Annotated in this window: 23 protein-coding genes; 8 read left to right on the top strand and 15 right to left on the bottom strand. The window is 63.4% G+C overall.

Annotation, left to right across the window (positions count from 1 at the left end):
* Window positions 1–42: 42 nt before the first annotated feature.
* The 7 genes from AUR04nite_RS08290 to AUR04nite_RS08320 are packed head-to-tail and all read right to left on the bottom strand — an operon-like array spanning window position 43 to window position 5,829.
* Entirely contained in the window at window positions 43–1,098 is a 1,056-nt protein-coding gene (locus tag AUR04nite_RS08290) for a DUF998 domain-containing protein (protein WP_141363844.1), read from the bottom strand.
* 16 nt (window positions 1,099–1,114) lie between these two features.
* Entirely contained in the window at window positions 1,115–2,104 is a 990-nt protein-coding gene (locus AUR04nite_RS08295; RefSeq protein ID WP_170184142.1) for a DNA-3-methyladenine glycosylase family protein, read from the bottom strand.
* The gene (locus AUR04nite_RS08300; RefSeq protein ID WP_141363848.1) at window positions 2,059–2,721 is read right to left on the bottom strand and encodes a GNAT family N-acetyltransferase; all 663 of its coding nucleotides are present in this window, start codon (window positions 2,719–2,721) and stop codon (window positions 2,059–2,061) included. Before AUR04nite_RS08300 ends, AUR04nite_RS08295 begins: the two co-directional genes overlap by 46 nt.
* Before the next feature lie 21 nt (window positions 2,722–2,742).
* Complete coding sequence (locus AUR04nite_RS08305) at window positions 2,743–3,642, bottom strand: dihydrodipicolinate synthase family protein (protein ID WP_141363850.1); 900 nt, start codon at window positions 3,640–3,642, stop codon at window positions 2,743–2,745.
* On the bottom strand, window positions 3,639–4,328 hold the full coding sequence (locus AUR04nite_RS08310) for an SDR family oxidoreductase (RefSeq protein WP_141363852.1): 690 nt from the start codon (window positions 4,326–4,328) through the stop codon (window positions 3,639–3,641). The genes AUR04nite_RS08305 and AUR04nite_RS08310 overlap by 4 nt, the downstream gene beginning before the upstream one ends.
* A 5-nt stretch (window positions 4,329–4,333) precedes the next feature.
* A complete protein-coding gene (locus AUR04nite_RS08315; RefSeq protein WP_307723228.1) occupies window positions 4,334–5,248 on the bottom strand; it encodes an EamA family transporter in 915 nt (304 codons plus the stop codon).
* On the bottom strand, window positions 5,245–5,829 hold the full coding sequence (locus AUR04nite_RS08320) for a helix-turn-helix domain-containing protein (RefSeq protein ID WP_141363854.1): 585 nt from the start codon (window positions 5,827–5,829) through the stop codon (window positions 5,245–5,247). The genes AUR04nite_RS08315 and AUR04nite_RS08320 overlap by 4 nt, the downstream gene beginning before the upstream one ends.
* Window positions 5,830–5,965: 136 nt before the next feature.
* Between AUR04nite_RS08320 and AUR04nite_RS08325 the strand changes: the two genes are divergently transcribed.
* From AUR04nite_RS08325 to AUR04nite_RS08335, 3 genes are all read left to right on the top strand, one after another.
* Window positions 5,966–6,463: a MarR family winged helix-turn-helix transcriptional regulator gene (locus AUR04nite_RS08325; RefSeq protein WP_141363856.1), complete on the top strand. Its 498-nt coding sequence runs from the start codon at window positions 5,966–5,968 to the stop codon at window positions 6,461–6,463.
* Window positions 6,460–7,722, top strand: coding sequence for an MFS transporter (locus AUR04nite_RS08330; protein ID WP_141363858.1), 1,263 nt, complete (start codon window positions 6,460–6,462; stop codon window positions 7,720–7,722). The genes AUR04nite_RS08325 and AUR04nite_RS08330 overlap by 4 nt, the downstream gene beginning before the upstream one ends.
* Window positions 7,723–7,894: 172 nt before the next feature.
* The gene (locus AUR04nite_RS08335; protein ID WP_246055455.1) at window positions 7,895–9,130 is read left to right on the top strand and encodes a low temperature requirement protein A; all 1,236 of its coding nucleotides are present in this window, start codon (window positions 7,895–7,897) and stop codon (window positions 9,128–9,130) included.
* 58 nt (window positions 9,131–9,188) lie between these two features.
* On the opposite strand, the gene AUR04nite_RS08340 is transcribed toward AUR04nite_RS08335, so the two are convergent.
* Window positions 9,189–10,919, bottom strand: a complete 1,731-nt coding sequence (locus tag AUR04nite_RS08340) for a 3-ketosteroid-delta-1-dehydrogenase (protein ID WP_141363860.1) — start codon at window positions 10,917–10,919, stop codon at window positions 9,189–9,191.
* Window positions 10,920–11,179: 260 nt separating this feature from the next.
* On the opposite strand from AUR04nite_RS08340, the gene AUR04nite_RS08345 reads away from it, so the two are divergent.
* Window positions 11,180–11,758 (top strand): TetR/AcrR family transcriptional regulator, encoded by a 579-nt coding sequence (locus AUR04nite_RS08345; RefSeq protein WP_170184143.1) that lies wholly within the window; start codon window positions 11,180–11,182, stop codon window positions 11,756–11,758.
* A 53-nt stretch (window positions 11,759–11,811) separates the two neighbouring features.
* On the opposite strand, the gene AUR04nite_RS08350 is transcribed toward AUR04nite_RS08345, so the two are convergent.
* The 6 genes from AUR04nite_RS08350 to AUR04nite_RS08375 form a co-directional block, all read right to left on the bottom strand.
* Window positions 11,812–13,044, bottom strand: a complete 1,233-nt coding sequence (locus AUR04nite_RS08350) for a chloride channel protein (RefSeq protein ID WP_141363865.1) — start codon at window positions 13,042–13,044, stop codon at window positions 11,812–11,814.
* Window positions 13,041–13,559: an ion channel gene (locus tag AUR04nite_RS08355; RefSeq protein WP_141363867.1), complete on the bottom strand. Its 519-nt coding sequence runs from the start codon at window positions 13,557–13,559 to the stop codon at window positions 13,041–13,043. Before AUR04nite_RS08355 ends, AUR04nite_RS08350 begins: the two co-directional genes overlap by 4 nt.
* A gap of 67 nt (window positions 13,560–13,626) precedes the next feature.
* Window positions 13,627–14,295 carry a methionine ABC transporter permease gene (locus AUR04nite_RS08360; RefSeq protein WP_141363869.1) on the bottom strand — a complete coding sequence of 223 codons (669 nt, stop codon included), beginning with the start codon at window positions 14,293–14,295 and terminating at the stop codon, window positions 13,627–13,629.
* Window position 14,296: 1 nt separating this feature from the next.
* Entirely contained in the window at window positions 14,297–15,310 is a 1,014-nt protein-coding gene (locus AUR04nite_RS08365; RefSeq protein ID WP_141363993.1) for a methionine ABC transporter ATP-binding protein, read from the bottom strand.
* A gap of 52 nt (window positions 15,311–15,362) precedes the next feature.
* Window positions 15,363–16,250, bottom strand: a complete 888-nt coding sequence (locus AUR04nite_RS08370; protein WP_141363871.1) for a MetQ/NlpA family ABC transporter substrate-binding protein — start codon at window positions 16,248–16,250, stop codon at window positions 15,363–15,365.
* A 5-nt stretch (window positions 16,251–16,255) separates the two neighbouring features.
* On the bottom strand, window positions 16,256–17,164 hold the full coding sequence (locus tag AUR04nite_RS08375) for a MetQ/NlpA family ABC transporter substrate-binding protein (RefSeq protein WP_141363873.1): 909 nt from the start codon (window positions 17,162–17,164) through the stop codon (window positions 16,256–16,258).
* Between the two features lie 462 nt (window positions 17,165–17,626).
* On the opposite strand from AUR04nite_RS08375, the gene AUR04nite_RS08380 reads away from it, so the two are divergent.
* The 4 genes from AUR04nite_RS08380 to AUR04nite_RS08395 all read left to right on the top strand — a co-directional run bounded on the left by AUR04nite_RS08380 (window position 17,627) and on the right by AUR04nite_RS08395 (window position 22,469).
* Window positions 17,627–18,316 (top strand): DUF4240 domain-containing protein, encoded by a 690-nt coding sequence (locus AUR04nite_RS08380; RefSeq protein WP_141363875.1) that lies wholly within the window; start codon window positions 17,627–17,629, stop codon window positions 18,314–18,316.
* 277 nt (window positions 18,317–18,593) lie between these two features.
* Complete coding sequence (locus AUR04nite_RS08385; protein ID WP_141363877.1) at window positions 18,594–20,447, top strand: ABC transporter ATP-binding protein; 1,854 nt, start codon at window positions 18,594–18,596, stop codon at window positions 20,445–20,447.
* A 32-nt stretch (window positions 20,448–20,479) separates the two neighbouring features.
* The gene (locus AUR04nite_RS08390) at window positions 20,480–21,046 is read left to right on the top strand and encodes a hypothetical protein (protein ID WP_141363879.1); all 567 of its coding nucleotides are present in this window, start codon (window positions 20,480–20,482) and stop codon (window positions 21,044–21,046) included.
* A 172-nt stretch (window positions 21,047–21,218) separates the two neighbouring features.
* Window positions 21,219–22,469, top strand: a complete 1,251-nt coding sequence (locus tag AUR04nite_RS08395) for a hypothetical protein (protein ID WP_141363881.1) — start codon at window positions 21,219–21,221, stop codon at window positions 22,467–22,469.
* Between the two features lie 72 nt (window positions 22,470–22,541).
* Here the strand turns inward: AUR04nite_RS08395 and uraH are convergent, their stop codons facing one another.
* Window positions 22,542–23,033, bottom strand: a complete 492-nt coding sequence (gene uraH / locus AUR04nite_RS08400) for a hydroxyisourate hydrolase (protein ID WP_307723230.1) — start codon at window positions 23,031–23,033, stop codon at window positions 22,542–22,544.
* Window positions 23,034–23,176 lie beyond the last annotated feature (143 nt).

A 23,176-nucleotide genomic window follows, 5' to 3' on the forward strand; every position in this document is an offset into this window, starting at 1 on the left:
GGCGCACCGGGGGCTGGCCGCAACATTGTGCCGGCAGATGACCTAGCTTCCGGGCTGGGCTTCCCGGCCGTAGGCCGCGGCGGTGCGCACAAAGACGATCAGCCAGGAGAACAGGAACCCGGCGGCGACGAATTCCATGCCCGTCAGGTTGTAGTAGCCGATGGGCACCCACAGCAGCACGGAGACCACGACGGCCGCCACGACGATTCCGGAGAAGATCATGAAGTCCTTGGGGATTCCGGGGACGCGGCGCATCAGGAAGTAGGAGAACACGGCGAAGAGCAGCACCATGCCGGAGGCGAAGCCCACGTGCACCGGGGTGTTCTGCGCATCGGGAACCAACCCGACGCCCATCATGCACAGCCCGATGCCTGCCAGCAGCCAGCTGAGCAGCGTGACGAGCTTCTTGTCGGCCGCCCCGCGCTGGTCCATCCCCTGGGACAGGTCATGGCCGACGTAGTTCGCCAGCGCCGTGACGGCCAGCCCGGTGACCGTCAAGGTGAGGTTGAAGCGTGCGCCGGAGGCTGAATCGCTGTTGCCCAGCGCCGAGAAATGCCATTCCCACCAGGCCTGGTCCGGTGCGGCGATCATGCTGGCCATGGTGCCGACGAAGGCGGTGGCGATGGCCACCTGGGCAATGGACTGCGAGTTCACCCGGGACCCGGACTGCACGCCGATGTAGGTCATCGCGGCGGTGGTGCCGGCGGCCAGCACCGCACCGCCGTAGCGGTCCACGTCAAGGCCCACAAAACCGATCTGGAACAGATAGGAGACCGCGACGATGAGCAGGTGGCAGAGCATCATGATGGCGGCCGCCAGCGCGACCAAGTCGAGGCAGCGCTTGATCCACGGCAGCGACTCGCGCCAATGCTGCGGGTTGTGCCTGGATTCCAGATAATAGGAGGCGGCGAAGCCCAGGCCGGTGAACACCGTGGCAAACCAGGCGGCCATCGAGCCCAGGGACTCGGCTCCTGCCAGCGGCCTGCGCGCCGGCCCGAACAGCGCCGCGACGGCCGCCATGCTGACCGCGAAGGCAATCACTGCCCAGGTGGTGGACCGGGATTCGATCCGTTCCGCGGTGCTGCTTGGTTTATTCACTGGTTCCTCCTGCGGATTATTCTAGGGTGCCCGCCGCCTGCCACAGGTGCATTGCAGCGTAGGAGCGCCATGGCGCCCAGCGCTGTGCGTACTCTTCCAGCACCCGGTGCCGCTGCGCCGCGCCCAGCTGCCGGTCAATCAGTCCCAGCCTGGCGGCACCGGACGCCAGTGCCACGTCTCTTGGCAGCCAGGCATCCGCGTCGCCGAGCACCCGCATCCCGATATAGGCGGCGGTCCATGGGCCGATGCCTGCCGTATCCAGCAGCGCCGCCCGCAGCGCGGCAGGATCGGAGCCGAAGCCCACCTGCAGCTCTCCGAGCTCCAGCGCCCGTGCAGTTCCCGCCACCGCCGCAATGGACCGGCGCGGCAGGCGCAGCACGCGGTCCGGGTCGAGCGCCTCGTGGGCGTCCGGCACCGGCACGCCGCCGGCAATCTGCCCGGCGTCGGGAAAGAGCCTGTCCAGCCCGGCAAAGCGCGAAGTGCAGACGGTGGACACCGCGGCGCTGAGCCTGCCAAGGTGTGTGGTGGCGGCCTTGACTGAGATCTGCTGGCCGATGATCGCGCGGATCACGATCTCCTGCGGGTCCACGGCGCCGGGCACCCGGATGCCGGGAGTCCGGCGCACCGCGTCGGCCAGCCCAGCCTCGGCCAGCTCAGCGTCGATCTGCTCGGCCGGCGCGTCAAGGTCCAGCAGCCGGCGGACCAGCCACAGCGCTAGGGCTTCGTCTTCCGCGGCGGCCAGTTCCAGGCGGACCTGCAGCCTGCTTCCTTCGGGCACCTGCAATGCGGTGATTTCGCAGGCGCTCGGCCCGCCGGGCAGGCGCAGCGTTCTGGCATAGCGCAGCCGGCGCGGATCGCCCAGCTGGACGCTCTCCACCCCGGGGACGGCGCGGGCCGCGAAAAATGAGAAGATCCCTGCGGCGTCAAAAGGCGCCCGGATGAGCTCGTCCAGCGCCAGGATCATGCGCTCGCCGGGTCCTGCGGGCCGAGGAAGAATGGCAGGCACTGCACCAGCCCGTGGATGCTCGCCGCCGGTGCGTCCACCGCGGCAAAGCCGGCGGCTGCCAGCCGCAGCCGGTCTGAGATGACAGCTTGGCCGTGCAGCACATCACGGCTGATCCCGTCCTTGCGGTATCCGAGCTTTTTCGAGACCGCCTGCGAGGCCGCGTTGTCGCGGAAGACCTCGGTGAGTGCATATTCGGCGCCCAGGCCGGTGAACGCCAGGTGCAGCAGTGCGCTGCGGGCCTCGGTGCCGTAGCCTTGGCCTTGGTGTTCCAGCCCTAGCCAGGATTCGGTTTTCACCTCACGTGTGACGGCGAAGTCGGTTGCCTTGAGCACCGCCATGCCCAGTGGCTCGTCCTGGCGGTACACTGCGAATTCAAGGGCCCACCGCTGAGGGCTCCAGGCGCCCGCCCGGCTCCAGTGCTGCTGCAGGACATGGCGCGCCCGCTGCTCCGCCGGCAGCTCGGTCCACGGGGTCAGGAACGGATGTTCGCCGGGCCGGTGCACGCCGCGGGCCGCCACCGCGGCGACCTCAAGAAGCTGGGCGCCGGTCGGAACCAGCAGCGTGAGGCGCTTGGTGCGCAGCTGGAGATCTGCCAGGGGCCAGTAGTCATTGGGCACCTGCCCAGTATTCCACAGCGGCTATTCGGCGAGGCCCAGCTGGGCCACGACCCGTGCAAGCTCCGTCCGCTGGCGTGCATCAAGTCCTTGGACCGGCAGCGGCAGGCAGTTCTCCGGCACCAAGCCCAGCTGTTCGGCGATCGCCGCCGTGACGCGCAGGCTGCCGAAGCGCGCAAACTGCTCCCACAGCGGGGCAAGGCGCCGCGATTCGGCCAGTGCCGCATCTGCCTGGCCCGACGTGGCCAGCCGGGCTAGGGACAGTGCCAGCCGCGGCAGGGTTCCGCCGATGACCGAGTACCAGGCCTCGCATCCTGCCAGCAGTCCGGCGGCTCCGAACTGGTCCCCGGAGACGCCCAGGGTGACCCGAGCAGGCAGCACAGAGCGCAGTCGGCGCACGTGCCCGAGCGCCGCTGCGGGTTCTGCCGGCACTCCGGGGATCTTGATCGAGGCGATGTTCGGCAACTGGGCAATGCGCGTGTAGAGCTGAGGGGTGAAGGCAAAGTGCGTGGTGCCCGGGTTGTCGTAGAGGATGATCGGCAGCTCGCTGTGCGTGCTGGCCGCGGCGAAGAGTTCAAAGACTTCCTGGTCATTGAGCTTTTGGTAGCCCAGCGGGGCAAGCATGATGCCGCTGGCTCCGGCCGCCTGCGCCCCGTCGATGCGCGCCAGCATTCGCGAGGTGCGCAGTTCGCCCACACCGACGAAGACCGGGATGCCGCCTGCATGCTCGACGGCCAGCGCCGCGACGCGGTCGCGTTCGGCCCCGTCCAAGTAGGCATAGGAGCCGGTGGAGCCCAGCGCAGTGATCGAATCCACCCCGGCGGCTTGCAGCCGCTGGACCAGCGCGGCGAACGACCGCTCGTCGATCCGGTCTCGGTTCAGCGGAGTCAGCGGGAAGGCTGACAGCCCGGCGAATAGGCTCATGGCTTGCGCGGGGCAGGGTTGATGCTGATGGAATCCAGGTTGGCCGCATCGCCCAGGGTCAGCGCGGTGAGCAGCGTCTGCGCTACCTGTTCGGGGCGCACCCAGGCCTCGGCGTCGTACTCCTTGTTTTCCCAGGCGTGCAGCTGGGCCTGCATGGCGGTGCCCACCCGGCCCGGGTGGATGGAGGTGACCTTGACTCCGTGTTCGGCTTCTTCCAGACGCAGCGCGTCGGCGAAGGCCTTCATGGCGAATTTGCTGGCGCTGTAGGGTCCGGAGCCTGCAATGGTGCGCAGCCCCAGCCCGGAGTTGATCATGAAGACGTGTCCGCCCGCGGTGCGCAGGGCCGGCAGCAGCGCACGGGTCAGCACCACCGGGGCCAGCACGTTGACTTGGAAGCTTTCCTCCCAGTCGGCCTGCACGGTCTGCTCCACGCCGCCCATGCGCAGCACCCCGGCGCTGTGCACTAGCACGTCGAGGCGCTCGATCTCCTGGCCCAGCCCGGCAGCGCCGGCCGGCGAGTTCAAATCCGCCTCCAAGACCTCTGCCTGCGGATATCCTTCGGCCAGCTGGGCCAGCGCTTCTGCATTGCGGCCCAGCAGGTAGAGGCGGTGGGTGGGGGCGAGGATGTCTGCGATCGCCCTGCCGATGCCTCCGGTGGCTCCGGTGATCAGTGCTGCTGGTGTCATGGGGTTCAGCCTCTTTCCTGGGTCGGGTTCTCGGGAATTGGATGCTCAATGATTTCTTCGGGGCCCTGCGGATCGGCGCGTGCGCCGCCGCGCTGGGCGGCGGCCCCGGCAGTGACAACAATAGCGATGCCCAGCAGCTGCAGCGCGGCGGGAGACTGGCCGAGCACCAGCAGGCCCATGAGCACGCCGAAAGCAGGTTCGATGGACAGCAGCGTGCCAAAGGCCGTGTGGTTCATGCGGCGCAGCGCCAGCATTTCAAGGCCGAAGGCGATCACCGGGGTGATCAGCGCAATGCCAGCGGCCGCCAGAAGCACCCACCAGAGGAGGTTTCCGTGGATGACCTGCGGCAAGCCCACCGGGGCGGTGGCGATGGCGGCGATCGGGATGGTCAGCGACAGCCCGCTGATCCCGGAGAAGCGGTCGCCCACCCGCTGGGTGTACACGTTGTACAGCCCCCAGCAGACCCCGGAAAGCAGAGCCAACCCGACGCCGGCCAGATCGATCTTCCCGGCCCAGGGCTCGGTCAGCAGCACCACGCCGCACAGCGCCAGCCCCGGCCAGAGCAGCGCCGCGCGGTTCTTGCTCATGATGCCTGCCACCGCCAGCGGGCCCAGGAACTCGATGGCCACCGCGGTGCCCAGGTCGATGCGCTGCACCGCGCCGAGGAAGAAGGTGGTCATGAATCCGGTGGCCACGCCCAGGATGAGCAGCGCCGGCAGGTCCTTGCGGCTAATCGAGCTGAACTGAGGCCTGGCGATCATCCACAGGAATGCCGCGCCGAAGCACATGCGCAGCCAGGCGGTGCCTGCCGGGCCGACCTCGCGCAGCACGCCCACCGAGAGCGCGTTGGCGAATTGGATGGAGAGCATCGCCGCCACCGCAAGGGTCCACGGCGGCAGGCTGGCAATGCGCCGCCTCACGAGTCCTCACCCACGCCCGGCTCGTAGACTGCGAGGCTGAAGCGCGCCGGGGCCGCGGAGGCGTTGGCATAGGAATGGAAGATGTCCCCGGCAAAGCACAGGGCGTCGGATTCGTTCAGCTCATAGGTTTCGGCGCCCACCTGCACCGTGAGCTGGCCGGCGATGACCTGCAGCAGCTCCTCGGTGCCGGCGGAGTGCGGGTCAATGTGGTGTTCTTCGCCCGGGTTCATTCTCCAGTCCCACAGTTCGACGACGTTGGGGGAGCGGGTGCCGCCCAGCAGCACCCCGGTTCCGCCGTGCTCGCCGCTCCACAGCGTGGTGCCCCCGCCCTTGCGGGTGAGCTTGGCCGGCTTGCTGCGCGGCGGCTCCACGAGCGCCGGAAGCCCCACGCCCAAAGCGTCGCTCAGGCGCAGCAGGGTGCCGACGCTGGGGTTGACTGTTCCCTGTTCGACGTTGACGAGCATCCGGCGGCTGAGCTGCGCATTGGCGGCCAGCTGGTCAAGGGTCCATTGCCTGGCCAGGCGCTCGTGTTTGACGCGCGCGCCGATGGCGCGGGCAAGCAGTTCGGTTGGTGCATCCACAAATGCAGAATACTGCACTAATAGTGCATTCCGATAGCTCGCGGTGCACTGTGACGCCAATGCGGGGCGCTGGAACGTCTGCCAGATCATAATTAAATGCATAGCAACTCTATGCATTTAATTGTATAGTGGAGCTATGGAATACGAGATGCAGGCACAGGTCACCGATGACACGGCGGCCAGCGTCTCGCGCATTTCCGGATCCATCTCCAGATATTTGGGCCGGATTGTCGGCCAGGGCCGCTCGGTATCCGCCTGGCGGGTGCTCGGCACGCTGGCAGACCACGGCCCGCGGAGGATCGGCGACCTGGCGGCGGGGGAGCGCATCGCCCAGCCGACCATGACCTCCATGGTGCAGCGCCTGGACAACGAAGGGCTCGTCCGCAAGACGGCAGACCCCGCCGACCATCGGGCCTCCCTAGCCGAACTCACTGCCCAGGGTCTTGAACAGGTCCACGCCTACCGGCGCCGGGCGGCCGACGCCCTGAACGAGGCCATGGTCCACCTCGACGCGGAACAGCGGAACATGCTGGCCGACGCCGTCAGCGTTCTGGAGCAGGTGGCGCAGCAGCTGCAGGAACACGCATTGAACGAAAATCATCACGCAAGCGCGAAAAAGAGTATTACCGAATGACACAAACTGAAGCCAAACAACCCTCGCTGCTCAAGCAGCCCAGCTCGGTATGGGCCATCGCCTTTGCCTGCATGGTCTCCTTCATGGGCATCGGCCTGGTGGATCCGATCCTGCCGGCCATTAGCCGCGCACTGGAAGCCACGCAGTCGCAGACCATGCTGCTGTTCACCAGCTACCTGTTCATCACCGGCATCGCGATGTTCTTCACCAGCTGGGTCTCCGGCCGCATCGGCGTGAAGAAGACCCTGATCATCGGCCTGGTGCTGATCGTCGCCTTCGCGGCGCTCGCCGGCGCCAGCTCGAATGTCAACGAGATCCTGGGCTTCCGCGCAGGCTGGGGCCTGGGCAACGCGCTGTTCATCTCCACCGCCCTGGCGGCCATCGTCGGCGCGGCCAGCGGCGGCAGCGGTCAGGCCATCGTGCTCTATGAAGCTGCCCTGGGCATCGGCATGGCGGTAGGACCGCTGGTCGGCGGCGTGCTGGGCACGCTGTCCTGGCGCGGCCCATTCTTCGGCACCGCGGTGCTCATGGCCATTGCCCTGGTGGCAATTATCGGATTCCTGAAGCTTCCCAAGGATGCTCCGGCTCCCGCCAATGTCTCGCTATCTTCCAGCTTCAAGGCCCTGCGCAACCCGGCGCTGCTGGCCCTGTCGGTCACCGCGGTGTTCTACAACTTCGGCTTCTTCATACTGCTGGCCTACACGCCCTTCCCGCTGGAAGCCGCCGCCAAGGCCGCCGGCCTTGAATTCGGCGCCACCGAACTGGGCTACGTCTTCTTCGGCTGGGGCCTGGCCCTGGCCCTGACCTCGGTCTTCGCGGCCCCACCGGCAACCCGCAAGTTCGGCCTGCGTCCGGTGCTGTTCACCATGCTCGGCACCCTGACGGTGCTCCTGGGCCTGATGGCAGTCTTCCACGCACAGCTCACCGTGCTGATCGTGCTGGTTATCGTCGCCGGCCTGGTGCTCGGCGTCATGAACACCGCCCTGACCGAGGCGGTCATGGAAGCCACCGACCTGCCGCGCAACGTCGCATCCAGCACCTACTCGGGCGTCCGCTTCCTGGGCGGCGCAATCGCCCCGGCAGTTGCCGGTCCGCTGGCTGCGGCCGCAGGCCCTGCCTCGCCGTACTGGCTGGGCGCGGGCGCAGTGCTTGTCGCCATCGTGGTTCTGCTGCTCGCCGGGCACAAGCTCAGCCACATCGGCAAGGCCCACGAGAGCCGTGAGGAAATCGCCGAAGACGTGCTGGTGGGCGACGCCTAAGCGAAGCACGAGACTAAGGGGCCGGTGGCTGCCTGCGGAACAATCCGCGCGGAGGCCCCGGCCCCTTGGCTATCCGCCTGTCCTCGGCCTGCCGGCACACTTGAGCCCAAGCGGCGGCCCGGCGCTAGTATTTTCCAGTACCCCCTGTGTTTTTCAGCGAGTCGAGGAAACCGTGCCAAACGAAGAAATCTACGCCTCCCGCAAGCTGCGCGTGAAGCGCATGCGGCCGCGAGACCCCGCCGAGGTCTTCCGCTCTTCCAGCCCCCTGGAGCTCTTCTTCGACCTGATCTTTGCGGTCTCGGTGTCGCTGGCTTCGGCCCAGCTGGTGACCGCCGAAACCCACTCGGATATCGGCGGCGGAATGCTGTCCTATCTGATGGTGTTCTTCGCGGTGTGGTGGGCATGGATGAACTTTACGTGGTTCGCCAGCGCCTTCGACGCCGACGACTGGCTGTACCGGGTGCTTGCCCTGACGCAGATGGCAGGGGTTGTGGTGCTCGCGGTAGGCACCACCGCGGCCATGACCAGCGGCGACTACCGGATCATCATCGCCGGGTATGTGGTCATGAGGCTCGCCCTGGTGGCGCAATGGATCAGGGCTTCGCGAAGCCACCCGGGGCTGAAGCGCACAGCCCTGCGCTACGCGGTCTGCATCCCCATAGTCCAGGTCTTGTGGATCTGCTATCCGCTGGTGCCAGCGCAGTTCGCCGTGCCGGTGTTCTTCTTCCTGGTGCTCTGCGAAATTTCGGTCCCGCTGTTCGCCGAGCGGGCCGGGCAGACCCCGTGGCACCCCGAGCACATTGCCGACCGCTACGGCTCCTTCACCCTGATCGTCCTGGGCGAATCGGTGCTCGCCTCCACCGCCGCCGCGGCCAATGCCTTTGAAAACGCCTCGCAGCTATTGCAGTTCTCGCTGCTGGGCGTGGGCGGATTCATCCTCGCCGCCGGACTGTGGTGGGTGTACTTCTCCTCGGATGCCAGCGTGTGGCTGCAGAAGCGCAAGGCGCCGATGGTCTTCGGCTATGGACACTACTTCGTCTTCGCTGCCGCCGGAGCGTTCTCCGCCGGGGTGAAGGTCCTGCTGGACCACGAAGCCGGGAGCTCCGGGCTGTCCTCCACGGTGGCGGTAGCCACGCTGACCATCCCGGTGGCCATCTTCCTGCTTGGCGTATGGTCGCTGATCCTGCGCCACTGCCTGCGCGGAATCTACAAGTGGGCATTTTTGGCGGTCGCCCTGCTGATCGGAGCCTGCCTGCTGCTGCCCTACTTCACCCCGACCACCAGTTCGGATGTCACCATCGCCGTGGCCTCGGTGCTCAGCGCGGCCGGCCTGATGATCGTCTTGGTGGTCCTGATCGAAGCCTCGGGCGTCCGAGACCAGGACAGGCCTGCGCCGGAACTGGCCTGACAGCTCCGGATGCGGTGAAAGCCGAGCCGGACCGGCTCGGCTTTCACTAGGGTGCCGCTTAGCTGCTGCGCTGTGCAGTGCTGTGTGCTTGGGCTTTCTGCGCCGCATGGGTTGCGATGATGGTTCCGTAGACAAGGCCCTGCCCGATTGTGGCGCCGGCGCCCGGGTAGACCTCGCCGAAGATATTCGCCGCCGAGTTGCCCTGTGCGTAGAGGCCCTCGATGACATTGCCCGAGGTGTCCAACGCCTGCCCGTGTCCATCGGTCAAGATGCCGCCGCAGGTGCCGAGGTCCGAGAGTACGACCTTGACCGCATAGTAGGCCTTGCCGTCCAGCGGGCGCAGGTTCGGATTAGGCGTCTGCGTTGGATCCCCGTAGTAGCGGTCATAGGCGGAGGCGCCGCGGCCGAATTGGTCGTCGGTGCCGGTGCCTGCCGCCTCGTTGAAGGCATGCAGGCTCCGGGCCAGGGCCTCGGCAGGGACTCCCATTCCAGCGGCCAGTTCGCCGATGCTTGCGGCCTTGTGGGCGATGCCCGCCGCGTACCAGGACTGCGGCAGCGCCATGCGGGGGAACACCTGGCCCGCGAACATGTAGCTGTCGCGATAGGTCTGGTCGAAGACCAGCCACATTTCGCCGACCGGGTCGCCGGAAGCTTCGCGGCGCAGCACCTCCTGCCCGAAGCTCATGTAGTCGGTGGATTCGTTGATGAAGCGCCTGCCCGAAGAATCAACCATGAATGATCCAGGCAGGGAGCGCTCCGCCAAAAGGATCATCGGCGAGGCCTCGGCTTCCAGCGGCGCCACCGCAGGGAACCACCAGGACTGCTGCATTCCAGCCAGCTGGGCATTGAGCTTCTGGGCCAGGACAATGGCGTCGCCGCTGTTGCCCGTGGCGCCCAAGCTCAGGTCCTGTTCCAGCGAGGGGCTTTGGTACTGGCGCCGCATCGGCATGTTGTGGTCGAATCCGCCGGCAGCCAAAACGACGCCGTATTTGGCGCGCACCGCAATGCGTTCGCCATTCTGCTCCAGCACGGCGGCGGTAATCACGCCATCGCTGGATTCCAGGTCAACCAGCGCCGCTTCGGTCCATACGGGGATTCCCGCCTCAAGAGCTCCGGCGTACATCCCGGCGGCGATGGCTTGGCCGCCTGCTCCGTAGTCGCGGCCGAGGGCCAGGCCGCCGATTCCCTGGATCACGCGCTTGATCGCACGAGGCAATGCCTTGACCGGGGCCTTGGCAATGAGGTTCAACCATTTGTAGTCGGCGCCGGTGACTGGCATGGGCAGGGGTGCGGCCATGGTCGCAGGCTGGAATCTGCCGCGCTGTTCGCCCAGCTTGTTCAGGTCAAAGGGGCGGGCTTCCACTGAACGGCCCGCGGCGCTGCCGCCTGGTTTTTCGGGATGGTAGTCGGAGTAGCCTTTGGCCCAGAAGAAGCTCAGCTGCGTCATGCGTTCAAGCATGCGGACCGTTTCATCGCCGAACTCCAAGAAGGCTTTCCAGCGTTCGGCAGGGCTTGTCCCGGCAACCACCGCCTCGATGTATTTCTCCCCGCGTTCGGGCGAGTCCACGGCTCCATCGCGCTGCAGCACTGGGTTTGCCGGAATCCAGAACGCGCCGCCGGAACGAGCGGTCGAACCTCCGACGTACTTGGTCTTCTCGACCACTGCCACGTTGAGCCCCAGTTCCTTAGCCGCCAGGGCGGTGGCCAGTCCTGTGCCCGAACCGATGACAAGAAGGTCAACTTCGCTGTGGTTGATTTTTACCGGTGAAAGTACGGATTTTGCTGTCATGAGGAAACTCCCTGAAAGGACGGCTGGACTATAAATACCCCAATTCACCCATACTAGCCAATCGGCTAGTTTTGTCTAGGGGCGAGCCGCGGCCGCAGCTGCGACTCAGCGTAAATGGGCAGATGAAGCCCCTGTTTTTGAAAGCCTTCCAGTTGGCTCCACAACTGTCCTGCGCGTCGGGCAGCCGCCGGCTGGCAGGACTGTTTCTTAGCCCAGCAGCGCGGCTCGGGCTAAGATTGAGCTCTGGAAGGATGCAAAGAATGAGCGTAAGGCAGCAGCCCAAAAAACAGCGTTTGGCACCTGGCCGTTCGGGGGTGCTCGACGCGGCGCTGAAGCTATTTGCCCGCGATGGCATCGATGGCGTGTCGCTGCAGCAGATCGCCAATTCCCTAGGGGTGACCAAGGCCGCGGTTTACCACCATTTTCAGGCCAAGGCCGATATTGTGCTCGAAGCGCTCAAGCCCGGACTGGCAATCCTGGACAAGGCGGTTCAGCAGGCAGAAAAACTGCCAGCGGGCCCGGGGCAAGCCGAACTGATCATCGCAGGGCTTGCCGAATGCATTGCCACGAACTCGCGCTCCTACCAAGTCATCATGGCTGATTCGGCGGCTTCTCGAATCCTTGAAGCCGACCCGCAGCTGGTGTCGATGTTCAGCCGCATACGTGAAATGCTTGCCGGCGGGCGCACCGATGCCCAGGCGGGCCTGGCGGTCAGCTGTTTTCTCGGTGCCTGCCTGGGACCGAGCCTGGATCCAGGCTTCGAGGCCTTCACCGCGCAGCAGCTGCACGATGCAGTGATCAGCGCCGGCGAAGCGATCCTTTTGAGCCGCCTGCCATGATGCTGCTCATCGATCTGGACAACACCCCTAGTTGATCGCAGCGTCTAGCTAGTTCAGGCAGTCTCTGCCTTCACGCTGTCTTCCGGGGAACTGAAGAACACCTTGTCGATCACGGTGCCCACGCCGATGCCCAGCAGCAGCGGCAGCGCCAGACCGGATTCCAGGACCAGCACCAGCACGAACAGCGCGGCCAGCGGCCTGCGCCAGCCGACGGCCAGCGTTGCGGCCATGGCCGCCGCCATCGCTGAAGCGGGGTCGAGGCCGGGCAGCATCAGCGCCGTTGCGGCGCCGGCCGCAGCGCCGACGAAGACCAGAGGGAAGATCTCCCCGCCGCGCCACCCGGCCGCCAGACACAGCACCACCGCAAGGATCTTCGACCCGGCAACGATCCACAGGGTTCCGGCTTCGCCGCCGGCGAGGGCGTCGGTGATGCCAGCCATTTCGTGGTGTCCGGAGAACATCACCAGGGGAACTGCCGCCGCCAGCCCGGCAAAGAGCAGGGTGCCTGCCGCCATGGGCGCCCAGGGCCGGGACATCTTGGCAGCGAGGGCTTCGGCGCCGTGGTGGAGCCAGCGGAAGGCGGCTCCCATGCCGACGCCCACAAGCACCGGGACGATCAGCAGCCAGCTGCTGCCGCTTCCCGGTTCAGGCAGCTCGATGGCGGCCAGGCCGGTGGAGCCGAAGACCGAGCGGGACAGTCCGGTGAATGCAAGGAATCCTGAAATGCCGGCGACGAAGGACATCAGCCGGCTCGGCGCAAGGCTTTCGCCGTCGCCGGTGATGGCGGCCGCGGCGGGAGGCGAACCGTAGAGCCCGCCAATGACGCCTGCCGCGCCGGCCTGCGAGATCGCCCGCGCCTGCGCCTCATCGCGGGCGATGAACCCGGAGACGATGACAGCGCACTGGGCCACCACCGCCAGCAGGCCTGCCTCCGGGCCGATCGCTCCGCCAAAGGCGACGGAGACGATGGCGACCAGCGCGGTGACCAAGATCTTGCGCCGCGAGCGGCTGCGCGGGTGCTCGGCATCCCGCAGCAGCTGGTCCACGGACTCGGAGGCTTCGATGCGTGCGAGCAGGAGCAGCAGGACGCCGCCCAGCACGATGGTCAGGAAGATGCGCAGCGGCCCGGCTAAGGAGCCGTCGGCGGCCGGCGCCCACACCAGATGCTGCAGCGCCAGCATCCCCTGATAGGTCAGCAGCGCGATGGTTCCCGCCGCGGCGCCCGTGATGACGGCAGTCGCCGGAGGTTTGAGCGCAATGGCCAAGGCTTTGCTGAGGGTGCTCATTTTTCACTTCCCGTGGTTTTGCTGCGCAGTTCGGAGGCATGGCGGGAGATCTCGCCGCCGATCAGGCCCAGGAAGACCACGTCGAACACCAGCGCCAGCGAGACCATGACCTTCCCCAGCTGGCCGGTGGGGTGGATATCCCCGTAACCGGTTGTGGTCATGGTGGTCAGCGTGAAGTAGAGGGCGTCGATGCGGGTGTCAATGCCCTCGAACTGTCCTGGCATGTGCACCGAAATGGTGTAGAAGCCAAAGGCGAAGGCGATGACCACGGTCATCAGCAGATTCAACAGCCGGAACAAGCCCGCGCCGCGCCTGATCAGCCGGAACAGCGCTGTGAGCAGCACCAGTGCGGTGCCCACGATCAGCAGGACCAGCCACCAGGGGCTTGGGTCCAACCTGCTGAGCGGGACGGTGAGGAAGAGGACTACCAGAGACAGTGCCACGATCAGCGAGCGCAGGACATCGCGCTTCCGGTCCTTGTGCCTGCCCCGCGGGTACATCCGTTCCATGCTCATGCTGGAATTCTCCCATGAACTGGAAGATCACAGCCCCCGCACAGGTCCTCTCGGCCATCCTGGATTGCTAGCCGCGGCGCAGGATCTTGCGCGAGAGCGCATTGCCGCCGTACTGGGCCAGCTGCACCAGAATGATCAGGAACACGATGATCACCAGCATGACGGTGGAGTCGAAGCGCTGGTAGCCGTAGACCATGGCCAGATCGCCCAGCCCTCCGCCGCCCACTAGGCCCGCCACCGCGGTGGCGTCGATCAGCGCGACCATCATGTAGGTCAGCCCCAGGATCAATGCGCCCAGCCCCTCAGGCACCACAATGGTGAACAGGATCCGCAGCGGGCGGGCGCCCATGGCCCTACCCGCCTCGATGGCCCCGGGATCCACTGCCACCAGGTTGTTCTCCACGATGCGCGCGATGCTCAGCGACGCAACGATGGTCAGCGCAAAGATCGCGGCGTTCGTGCCGATGGTGGTTCCGATGACAGCTCTGGTCAGCGGGCCGATGGCGACGATGAAGATGATGAAGGGGATCGGCCGGATCACGTTGATGACGCCGTTGAGCAGGGCGAAAACGAACTTGTTGGCCAGGATGTGCCCGGGTCGGGTGCTGTAGAGCACCAGCCCCAGCAGCACTCCGAAGATCGATGCCAGCACCATGGCGATGGTGACCATCTGCAGGGTCTGCAGCAGGGCGGTCCAGATCTTCGGCCAGAGCAGCTCCCAGTTGGTGGTTCCCATGTCAGCCTGCCTTTCGAATCTCGGCGACCTGTGCCAGGTCGTCCAGTGCCAGTTCAATATCGGGGCCGCTGCCCAGCAGCTCCACCGTCAGCGAGCCGAAGACCCGCGACTGCAGCTCGTTGACCCCGCCGTAGACGATGTTGAAGTCCACATTGCGTTTCCGGGCAATGCGCGAGAGGAACGGATCGGAGGATCCTTCGTCCTTGACCTCGATCTGCACCAGCTGGCCGCGGTGGGTTTTGCGAATATGCTCGATGGCCTCAGTTCCCGGGCGGTGGTCGAGCACCGAGGAGACGAAGCGGCTGGTCACCGGCGCCTGCGGGTCTGAAAACACCTCGTAGACCCCGCCGTGCTCCACCACGGTGCCGCCCTCCATGACAGCCACCTTGTTGCAGATCTTGCGGATGACATCCATTTCGTGGGTGATCAGCAGGATCGTGATTCCGTACTCGCGGTTCACCTTCTTGAGCAGGTCCAGCACTTCGCCGGTGGTCTGCGGGTCCAGCGCGCTGGTGGCCTCGTCGCAGATGAGCACCGCCGGGCGGTTGGCCAGCGCGCGGGCGATGCCCACCCGCTGCTTCTGCCCGCCGGACAGCTGCTCCGGGTAGGCCTTGGCCTTGTCGCCCAGGCCCACGAAGTCCAACAGTTCGTAGACGCGCTTCTTGGTCTCGGCCTTGGAGACGCCGGCAAGGCGCAGCGGGTAGGCGATGTTCTGGAAGATGTTCCGCGAGAGCAGCAGGTTGAACTGCTGGAAGATCATGCCGATGTTCTGGCGTGCGGCGCTCAGCTGCTTCCCGTTCAACGCCCCGATGTCGGCTCCGTCCACCAGCACCTTGCCGGTGCTGGGGATTTCCAGCCCATTGATGGTGCGCAGCAGTGTGGATTTTCCAGCGCCGGAGTAGCCGACCACGCCGAAGATGTCTCCGCGGGCCACGGACAGGTTCACGTCCTTTAGCGCCTGCACGCGTTCGCCGCGCGAGTCGAAGATCTTTGAGACGTTCTCGAAGCGGATCATCTCATCACGTCCAGCTGCATCATTCAGAGGCTGGACCGGCTGGTCGAGGACATTACTTTTCGAGGCCACGGGCCACCTCTTCCAATTCTTCAAGCGTGGTGCGCAGCTTTTCTACGGGGACGTCTACCACCACGGTATTGCCCTTGGAGTCTGCTTCGACAGCGTCCTTGACGCGCTGGTCCTGCCAGGTCTGGGCGAACTGCTTGTAGAGCTGCGAATCTGCGTCTTCACCGCGCACGGCAACGATATTCACGTAGGGCCACGCAGATTCCGCATTGGCGTCGTCCAAGGCCAATGCCTGGTCGCGGGGGATGCTCAGCGCCTGGTCGATGGTGGTGGAACCCACCACAATCGCGTCGACATCCTTGAAGACCGTCACCAGCTGCTGGGCGACAATCGGCTTGAAGACGATGTTTTTGGGGTTCTCGATGATGTCATCGACGGTGGGGTAGATGCCCACGTTCTCGGCCAGCTTGAGCAGGCCGGCTTGCTCAAGCATGAACAGGGTGCGCGCCATATGCGAGGCGTTGTTTGACACTGCCACCGTGGCATTCTGGGGCAGCGATTCCACTGAATCGTACTTATCGGAGTAGAGGCCCATGGTGGTGATGACGGTGGATCCCACGGGCGTGATGTCCTGCTGCTCAGCGGTGTTGAAGACCGAAAGGAATGCCAGATGCTGGAATGCGTTGACATCCGATTCGCCGTTGGCCAGTGCCTGGTTGGGCAGGGTCCAGTCGGAGAACGACTGCCATTCGACCTTGATTCCCTTTTCCTTGGCTACCTGCGCGATGGTGTCTTCCACGGGTCCCAGTTCGCTGGTGCCCACTGTAATCGACTGGAGCTCGCCGTCGGCGGCTTGGGAACTTGAGGCGCATCCGGTGAACAGCAGCGATCCGGCTGCCAGAAGCGCGAGGGAAGAAAATACAGTGCTTTTCATTGTCCCTACTTCTCCAAGCCGCGAGCGAGGTCTTCAAGTTCGGTCAAGGTTTCGCGCAGCTGTTCTACCGGGATGTCCACCACGATGGAGTTGTCCTTGGACTCTTCTTTGATGGCTTCAAGCACGCGTGGATCCTTCCACGACTTCGCCAGTTCGCGGTAGACCTCCGAATCGGCGTCTTCACCGCGCACAGCCACCACGTTGACGTAGGGGAGGGAAGACTTGGCGTTCGGGTCGTCGATGGCCAGTGCCTTGTCCTTCGTAATGGACAGCGCCTGATCGATGGTGGCGGTGCCCACGACAATCGCGTCGACATCCTTGTAGACGTTGACCAGCTGCTGGGCGACGATCGGGGAGAACTTCAGGTTCTTGGAGTTCTGCGTGATGTCGTCCACGGTGGGGTAGATGCCCACATCCTTGGCCAGGGTGATCAGCCCGGCCTGCTGCAGCAAGAAGAGCGTGCGGGCGGAATTCGATGGATCATTGGGAATCGCAATGGTTGCGCCGTCCGGGATCGCATCCACCGAATCGTACTTGTCGGAGAAGATGCCCCAGGTGGTGATCTGGGTGGAGCCTACTGGGGTGAGGTCCTGGTTCTCGGCGACGTTATAAGCCGATAAGAACGCAAGATGCTGGAAGGCGTTCACATCCGATTCTCCATGCGCCAAGGCCTGGTTGGGCAGGGTCCAGTCGGAGAACGACTGCCATTCAACGTTGATGCCGTGTTCCTTGGCTACCTCGGAGATGACGTCGTTGACCGGCGAGAGTTCGCCGGTGCCAACTGTCACATTGTGGATGTCGCCTTCGGCTGCCTGAGACGTTGGGGCGCAGCCGGTAAACAGCAGTGCGCCGGCGGCCAACAGGGCCAGCGGGGTGCCGCGGCGGATCAGTGGCGAAGCGGAGGAGAATTTCATGATGGTTCCTTGTGGGAGAGGCGACGATGTTCCGTTGATGTCGGTGATTCCACGTTAGGAAGACGGGCTGAAGCCGCGCGAGCGTGCTGACTTGGTCGTACACGAGGGTTCTTCTCCCGTCTTAAAAGGACGCTTTTCGTCATGCACCAAGAGACACAAAAAGTCTTAATCGGGGGTCATGAAGATTCATGAAGCTTGCCCACGTCTGTTCCACCACAAATTTTCGAGTTTTGGCCTTCTGGTCTTATAGGCAGTGCTAGCTCGGAAGGTTGCGGGTGTTACGACTTATTCGTTGCGGGTGGAAATTTTCCGCGTAACAGCCTTGCAATGCGCCCGATTGTGTGATGCCAGTCTCAATGACGCGGATCGGCTGCCCTGTGACGCAAGGCTGTTAGGGGAAGGGCGTCCGCGGATATGATCTCCCCTAATGAGAAGTGGTCGACCTGAGTTTTAAGGAAACATATGGGTGGCAGACGCACTATTCCCCAGCTGAAGGGCGCCATGGCAGCTCTTTTTGCCGCAGTGGCTATCGGACTGGTTTCGTGCGCCGGCGCCTCAGAACCAGCGAGTACTCCAACTCCCGCGGCGGCAGCTGTCAATACTCCGACGCAGGCGGTTGAAAAAGCTGTGCCGCCGATGAAATCGGAAGACTTTTGGGAGATCATTGAGCGGTCCCGAAGTGCTTCCAAGGGCGATGTCGAGCAGCAGGCCATGGCATTGGAAGAAATTCTCTCCAAGCTAAGCTTCGAACAGATAGCAGCGTTCCACGACGAGTTCGCCAGGAAGAACCAGCAACTCTACACCTGTGACTTATGGGGAGCCGCCTATGTGCTCCATGGCGGATGTTCGGATGACTGCTTTGAGTACCTCCGCAGCTGGGCTGTCGCACAGGGACAAGATTATTTCGAAGCAGTCGCTGATGATCCTCTGGTTCTGGGCGATTCCCTTCTAGCCAGCGTGGGAGACAGCGACAGCGGGGAATGGATGCAGTATGCCGCGGCAGATGCGTATGCCTCGGCCAGCGATGGCAGGAGCTTGGACAACGACTATCCGCACATCCTCTCGACCATAGCGATGGACGAACCTCAAGGGGAGCCGTGGGATGAAGAGGACCTCGACCAGCGTTTTCCTGATTTAGAGCCCTTGAACTGACCGCCGCCAGATCTTTGGGAAGCAGGGCGGCAAGGGCATTGCGGCGGCGCACGGCCGACGCGGAGTCGACCCGCCATCAATGCGATTCAGCCGCCGAGGCTTCTTGGTTCACCTATCAGTTTCTTCACTGAAACTCAGCAATGCTCGGCGGACTGGAACATGGGTATCTCAAGCAATGCCAGGGAAATAAGCTGAACCTAGCTGGATCAGCTGCCACGCTTGCTGAGAACATGAGCCTAGCTGAAACTCAGCCCAGCGAGATCGCGAGAGTACAACAATGAGCATGGAAAGCGCCGCATGGCATTCCCTTTGGAGGCTATCGGGCGACAAGGGGCGCGCCTACGCCGAGACAACACCCAAAAGGGTGCTCAAGTTTGCCGCAGGCTATAAATCCCGCTTGATCGTCTTCGTCATCTTCTCCATCATCTCCGCGATCCTCGCGGTCATCACCCCGGTGCTTGCCGGACGCATCGTCGATGAGATCGTGGCCCGCAGCGGCATCCAGGTGATCATCAACCTTGCGCTGATGATTGCGGTAGTTGCCGTTCTTGATGCAGTGGTTTCGGTGGTGGTCCGCTGGTTCTCCTCCAAGCTGGGAGAAGGGATCATCTACGACCTGCGCACGGCGGTGTTCAACCACGTGCAGAAAATGCCGATCGCATTCTTCGCCCGAACGCGCACCGGCGCCTTGGTCAGCCGCCTGAACAACGACGTCATCGGGGCCCAGTCGGCCTTCGCCGGCACGCTGTCCGGGCTGGTATCGAATACTGTCGCATTGATTCTCACCGCCGCAGTCATGTTCACTACTTCGTGGCAGGTCACCGCACTGGCATTGGTGCTGCTGCCCATTTTCCTGCTGCCGGCCCGGCACTTCGGCAAGTCGGTGGCGCTGCTGCGCAAGGAATCAGCGGACCTGAATGCGGCCATGGGCACGCAGATGACCGAACGCTTCTCCGCCCCCGGAGCGACGCTGATCAAGCTCTTCGGACGCCCCAAGGACGAGGCGGACCAGTTTGCACTGCGCGCCGGCCGCGTCCGCGACATCGGCGTGAAAATGACCATGCGCCAGTTCTACTTTGTCGCGGCCCTGACGCTTGTTGCAGCGCTGGCTTTGGCCTTGGTCTACGGACTGGGCGGCGTCTACGCGGTGCGCGGCGACCTCGCTGCCGGCGATGTGGTGGTTCTTGGCATGCTGCTGACGCGCCTGTATGTTCCGCTGACGGCGCTGGCCAACGCAAGGGTTGAGATTACTAGCGCACTGGTCAGCTTCGACCGCGTTTTTGAGGTCTTGGATCTGGAACCGCTGATTGCCGATGCCCCGGATGCCCACCGGCTGCAGCCGGGCCCGGTTTCGGTGAAATTCGTCGATGTGAATTTCTCCTACCCCAGCGCAGACAAAGTCTCCCTCGCCTCTTTGGAAGAGGTGGCAGTACTGGACACCCGCGGTGGACAAGAGGTGCTGCACGATATCAATTTCGAGGTCCCTGCAGGGAAGACAGTGGCCCTGGTCGGCTCCTCGGGTGCCGGAAAATCCACTATCGCATCGCTGCTGGCCCGCCTCTACGATGTGGATTCGGGCAGCGTGCAGCTGGCCGGGGAAGACATTCGCCATATCAAGATGGATTCGCTGCGCGAAGTCGTCTCCATGGTGACCCAGGATGGACACCTGTTCCACGAATCGATCCGCTCGAACCTTCTTTTGGCCCGCCCCGGAGCCAGCGACGAGCAGCTGTGGGAGGCCTTGGAACGCGCCCGCCTGCGCCCGGTGATCGAGGAGCTGCCCGATCAGCTGGACACGGTAGTAGGCGAGCGCGGCTACCGGCTTTCGGGTGGCGAACGCCAGCGGATGACCATCGCGCGGCTGCTGCTGGCGGCTCCACAGGTAGTGATTCTCGACGAGGCGACCGCTGCCTTGGACTCGGCCAATGAGGCGGCGGTACAAGCGGCGCTGACCGAGGCATTGGAGAATCGGACGGCGCTAATCATCGCCCACCGGCTTTCAACGATCCGTTCGGCAGACGAGATCCTTGTTGTTGAAGGCGGAAAGATCATCGAGCGCGGCACCCACAGTGAACTGCTCAGCCTCGGTGGCCGCTACACAACCCTGTATGAAACCCAGTTTGCCCAGTAGCCAGGCGGCAGCCTGCTAGGAGATGATGGGCCATGGCTAAACTCCAGAAGCGGTCGAAGGTCATCTCCCGGTTGAATTGCTCGCAAGACGAGCTGGTGCCGGTGAAGATCTATCGAAGCGTGGCACCAGATGAGCACGATGAAGCAATCGTGCTGCAAATTTCTCAAGGTTGGGTGCTGCTGGCGGTTCTTCGAGACGGCGGGTACTTCAACGGCTACACACTGGTCCGCTTGGGCAATATCTCGAGGGTCGTCTTCTCGCGGACCTTCCTGCCGTTCCTTCGCACGCAGGATTTTTGGCCTCCCGCAAACCCGTGGAAATCCCTGGACCTTGCTGCAGAACAGGCATTCTTGTCGCGTCTTGCTGAACTGAACTCGGTGCTGTCGATCCATGAAGAAGTGCGCGAGCCTGACAAACTCTGGATCGGGACGGTGGACCGTTGGAAGAAGAATTCTTTCTGGTTCCACTGCATCGACCCGGACGGAACATGGAGCGAGACCCTGATCAAGGTGAGGTATGAACATCTGACCCGCGTTGATGTCCATGATGATTATGCACTGGTGGTGAAAGCTGTAGCAGGCCCTCGTCCCGCTGAATGATCGTACGCGTTTTTTAAGGCGGACCGGGGTTTTCTGCGTCGAAGGCAAACACCTGGTGAATGGGGCGTCACGGTTCGATCACAATAATCAAATGGGTGTTGTAAATGTCGATGGAAGTAAGCAGGATGGCAGTGGATCATCCTTCGGATTTCATTCAGGAAATGAGGCACCCATGGTTGCGTCGGTTCGAATAGTTTCACGTTCTTCGCTTGTCGTCGGCCTCTGCACACTGAGCTTGGCCCTGGCCTCCTGCTCAACAGCAGCGCCTGATGCGGCTCCCACTGGTGCTGCCAGCTCCTCCGCTGCCCAGAGCAATGATGCTTCGCCACGCAGCACGACACAACCAGTTGGCGACGTTGATTCTCAAAAGACGACTGCCATCAAGGGGTTGTCCTGGGGTGATGGCAGCAAGATTGAAGCTGTCGAACTGGCAGTTGATTCAGCCGTCAAACCTGCTGACTCCGAAATTTCGGGGCGTGCGGCGCACACTCTGCCCAAGGGAGAAGACTTCATCGGCGTGCTGTCTGATGGGCGGCCGGTGGTTGTCCGGGACCAGCTACCGTTTACCGTGGATGCAGAAGGCACGTACACCCTGTACTGGCCGAACGAAGAAATCGTTGGGGATTCCGATACGACGAGATTCAGCGTTCAGGGCGACCTGGTTCTTGCGGTGACCAGCAAGTCCAAGCACGACAAAAACCTCAGCGATGTGGCAGTCTATGCACCCGGCGCTGACAGCCTGAAGAAAATCAGCAATGTCGAGAACGCCGCCGATTTCGTGGTGGCCAAAGACCGCATTTATTGGGCAACGAATGAATGGTCCGGCGCTCAGGTGCTCTCGGCCTCATTTGCCGATGGAAAACCGCGGGTAGAAGCCAAGAACGCTGCCGCGGTGTACAACACTCCCCAGGGGATTGCCATTCTTAAGCTCAGCAAGGAGAAGACAGAGTCTGGGCAGAGCAAGGTTGCGGGTATTGAACTGCTCAACGGCAAGAAGCTGCTGCAGGCTGGCCAAGACTTTGAACTTGGCGGCTTCAGCGGAGATGGACTGCACAACTGGCCGGCCATGCAGAATGGAACCAGCGTCAGCTTTGACATCGATTCCGGCAAGGCAGACTACAAGACCGTGGTGCTGAACCTGGATACTCAAAAGGCCTGGCAGCTCGATCTGCCCGCAGATCGGGCCGCGTTCGCCACCAGCACTTCGGGAAACCGGACCTTCAGCTCGTGGTCGATGGAGAATCCCGAGGAACTCGGACAGTTGGGCAATGAAGCAGTAGTGCTCGATTCGGTTACCGGGAAGCTCTTCGCCTTTACTCCGAAGAATAACTTTGAAGAAATCTATGCCAACGACAAAGCCGTTGCATGGAGCACTGTTACCAAGGATGGATCGGTCAGTTTCGCGAGCGAGATCCTGAAGTAGCTTCAACGTGAAGCGCGACGCTGAAAAGGCAGCCGAACCATGTGGCTCGGCTGCCTTTTCAGGTCTTGATGGCTAGCTGCCGCGATAGGTGGAGTAAGCGAAAGGACTCAGCAACAGCGGCACATGGTAGTGCTGGTCTGGGCTGCTGATGTAGAAGTCAATGGGGATGGAGGGGAAGAACGTATCCTGCTTCAGTTGCTTGAAATACGCTTCTGTCTCGAACGTAATGCGGTAGGCGCCATTCTCTAAGGTTTTCGGGCCAAGACTTTCGATCCGTCCGTCTTCATCGGTCGTACCGTTGGCGACTTGCTTCCATTTGTTCTTCACTCGATGCTCTAGAACCACGTCAACGCCTTGGGCCGGCTTTCCCGACACCGTATCGAGGATATGCGTACTGAGATGCCCGCGTTCAGATTTGGCTGAAACTGGCTGAACTTGGACATCCTCAGGCAGCGCAGAGGGGCTCGGCGTTGCTGTCGGCGCGGCAGGTGAACAAGCGGACAACGCAAAAGCCATAGGCAGGGCCAAGAGAGCGGCGGAAATTTTTGTACGGCGAAACGCCATGGGTGCTCCTAATTTGGGGCAGAGCCCAAGCCTTGGAGGGGCAAGGGGTCCGGAAATGGGGGAAGAAATCGACAGCTGGCTCGGGATGAAAGCGTGCCAAGTAGTCTTTGCTGCCAAACAATTGAAGGGAGGCTAGGCTCGTG

Source organism: Glutamicibacter uratoxydans, from assembly GCF_006539925.1.
GTDB lineage: Bacteria > Actinomycetota > Actinomycetes > Actinomycetales > Micrococcaceae > Glutamicibacter > Glutamicibacter uratoxydans.

What these genes read in the sequence shown, in the direction of transcription:
- AUR04nite_RS08305 (WP_141363850.1), bottom strand. Translation starts at nt 3,642, where the DNA reads ATGAGCCTATTCGCCGGGCTGTCAGCCTTCCCGCTGACTCCGCTGAAC.
- AUR04nite_RS08310 (WP_141363852.1), bottom strand. Translation starts at nt 4,328, where the DNA reads ATGACACCAGCAGCACTGATCACCGGAGCCACCGGAGGCATCGGCAGG.
- AUR04nite_RS08325 (WP_141363856.1), top strand. Translation starts at nt 5,966, where the DNA reads ATGGAATACGAGATGCAGGCACAGGTCACCGATGACACGGCGGCCAGC.
- AUR04nite_RS08330 (WP_141363858.1), top strand. Translation starts at nt 6,460, where the DNA reads ATGACACAAACTGAAGCCAAACAACCCTCGCTGCTCAAGCAGCCCAGC.
- AUR04nite_RS08340 (WP_141363860.1), bottom strand. Translation starts at nt 10,919, where the DNA reads ATGACAGCAAAATCCGTACTTTCACCGGTAAAAATCAACCACAGCGAA.
- AUR04nite_RS08345 (WP_170184143.1), top strand. Translation starts at nt 11,180, where the DNA reads ATGAGCGTAAGGCAGCAGCCCAAAAAACAGCGTTTGGCACCTGGCCGT.
- AUR04nite_RS08350 (WP_141363865.1), bottom strand. Translation starts at nt 13,044, where the DNA reads ATGAGCACCCTCAGCAAAGCCTTGGCCATTGCGCTCAAACCTCCGGCG.
- AUR04nite_RS08355 (WP_141363867.1), bottom strand. Translation starts at nt 13,559, where the DNA reads ATGAGCATGGAACGGATGTACCCGCGGGGCAGGCACAAGGACCGGAAG.
- AUR04nite_RS08360 (WP_141363869.1), bottom strand. Translation starts at nt 14,295, where the DNA reads ATGGGAACCACCAACTGGGAGCTGCTCTGGCCGAAGATCTGGACCGCC.
- AUR04nite_RS08365 (WP_141363993.1), bottom strand. Translation starts at nt 15,310, where the DNA reads ATGATCCGCTTCGAGAACGTCTCAAAGATCTTCGACTCGCGCGGCGAA.
- AUR04nite_RS08370 (WP_141363871.1), bottom strand. Translation starts at nt 16,250, where the DNA reads ATGAAAAGCACTGTATTTTCTTCCCTCGCGCTTCTGGCAGCCGGATCG.
- AUR04nite_RS08375 (WP_141363873.1), bottom strand. Translation starts at nt 17,164, where the DNA reads ATGAAATTCTCCTCCGCTTCGCCACTGATCCGCCGCGGCACCCCGCTG.
- AUR04nite_RS08380 (WP_141363875.1), top strand. Translation starts at nt 17,627, where the DNA reads ATGGGTGGCAGACGCACTATTCCCCAGCTGAAGGGCGCCATGGCAGCT.
- AUR04nite_RS08385 (WP_141363877.1), top strand. Translation starts at nt 18,594, where the DNA reads ATGAGCATGGAAAGCGCCGCATGGCATTCCCTTTGGAGGCTATCGGGC.
- AUR04nite_RS08390 (WP_141363879.1), top strand. Translation starts at nt 20,480, where the DNA reads ATGGCTAAACTCCAGAAGCGGTCGAAGGTCATCTCCCGGTTGAATTGC.
- AUR04nite_RS08395 (WP_141363881.1), top strand. Translation starts at nt 21,219, where the DNA reads ATGGTTGCGTCGGTTCGAATAGTTTCACGTTCTTCGCTTGTCGTCGGC.
- uraH (WP_307723230.1), bottom strand. Translation starts at nt 23,033, where the DNA reads ATGGCGTTTCGCCGTACAAAAATTTCCGCCGCTCTCTTGGCCCTGCCT.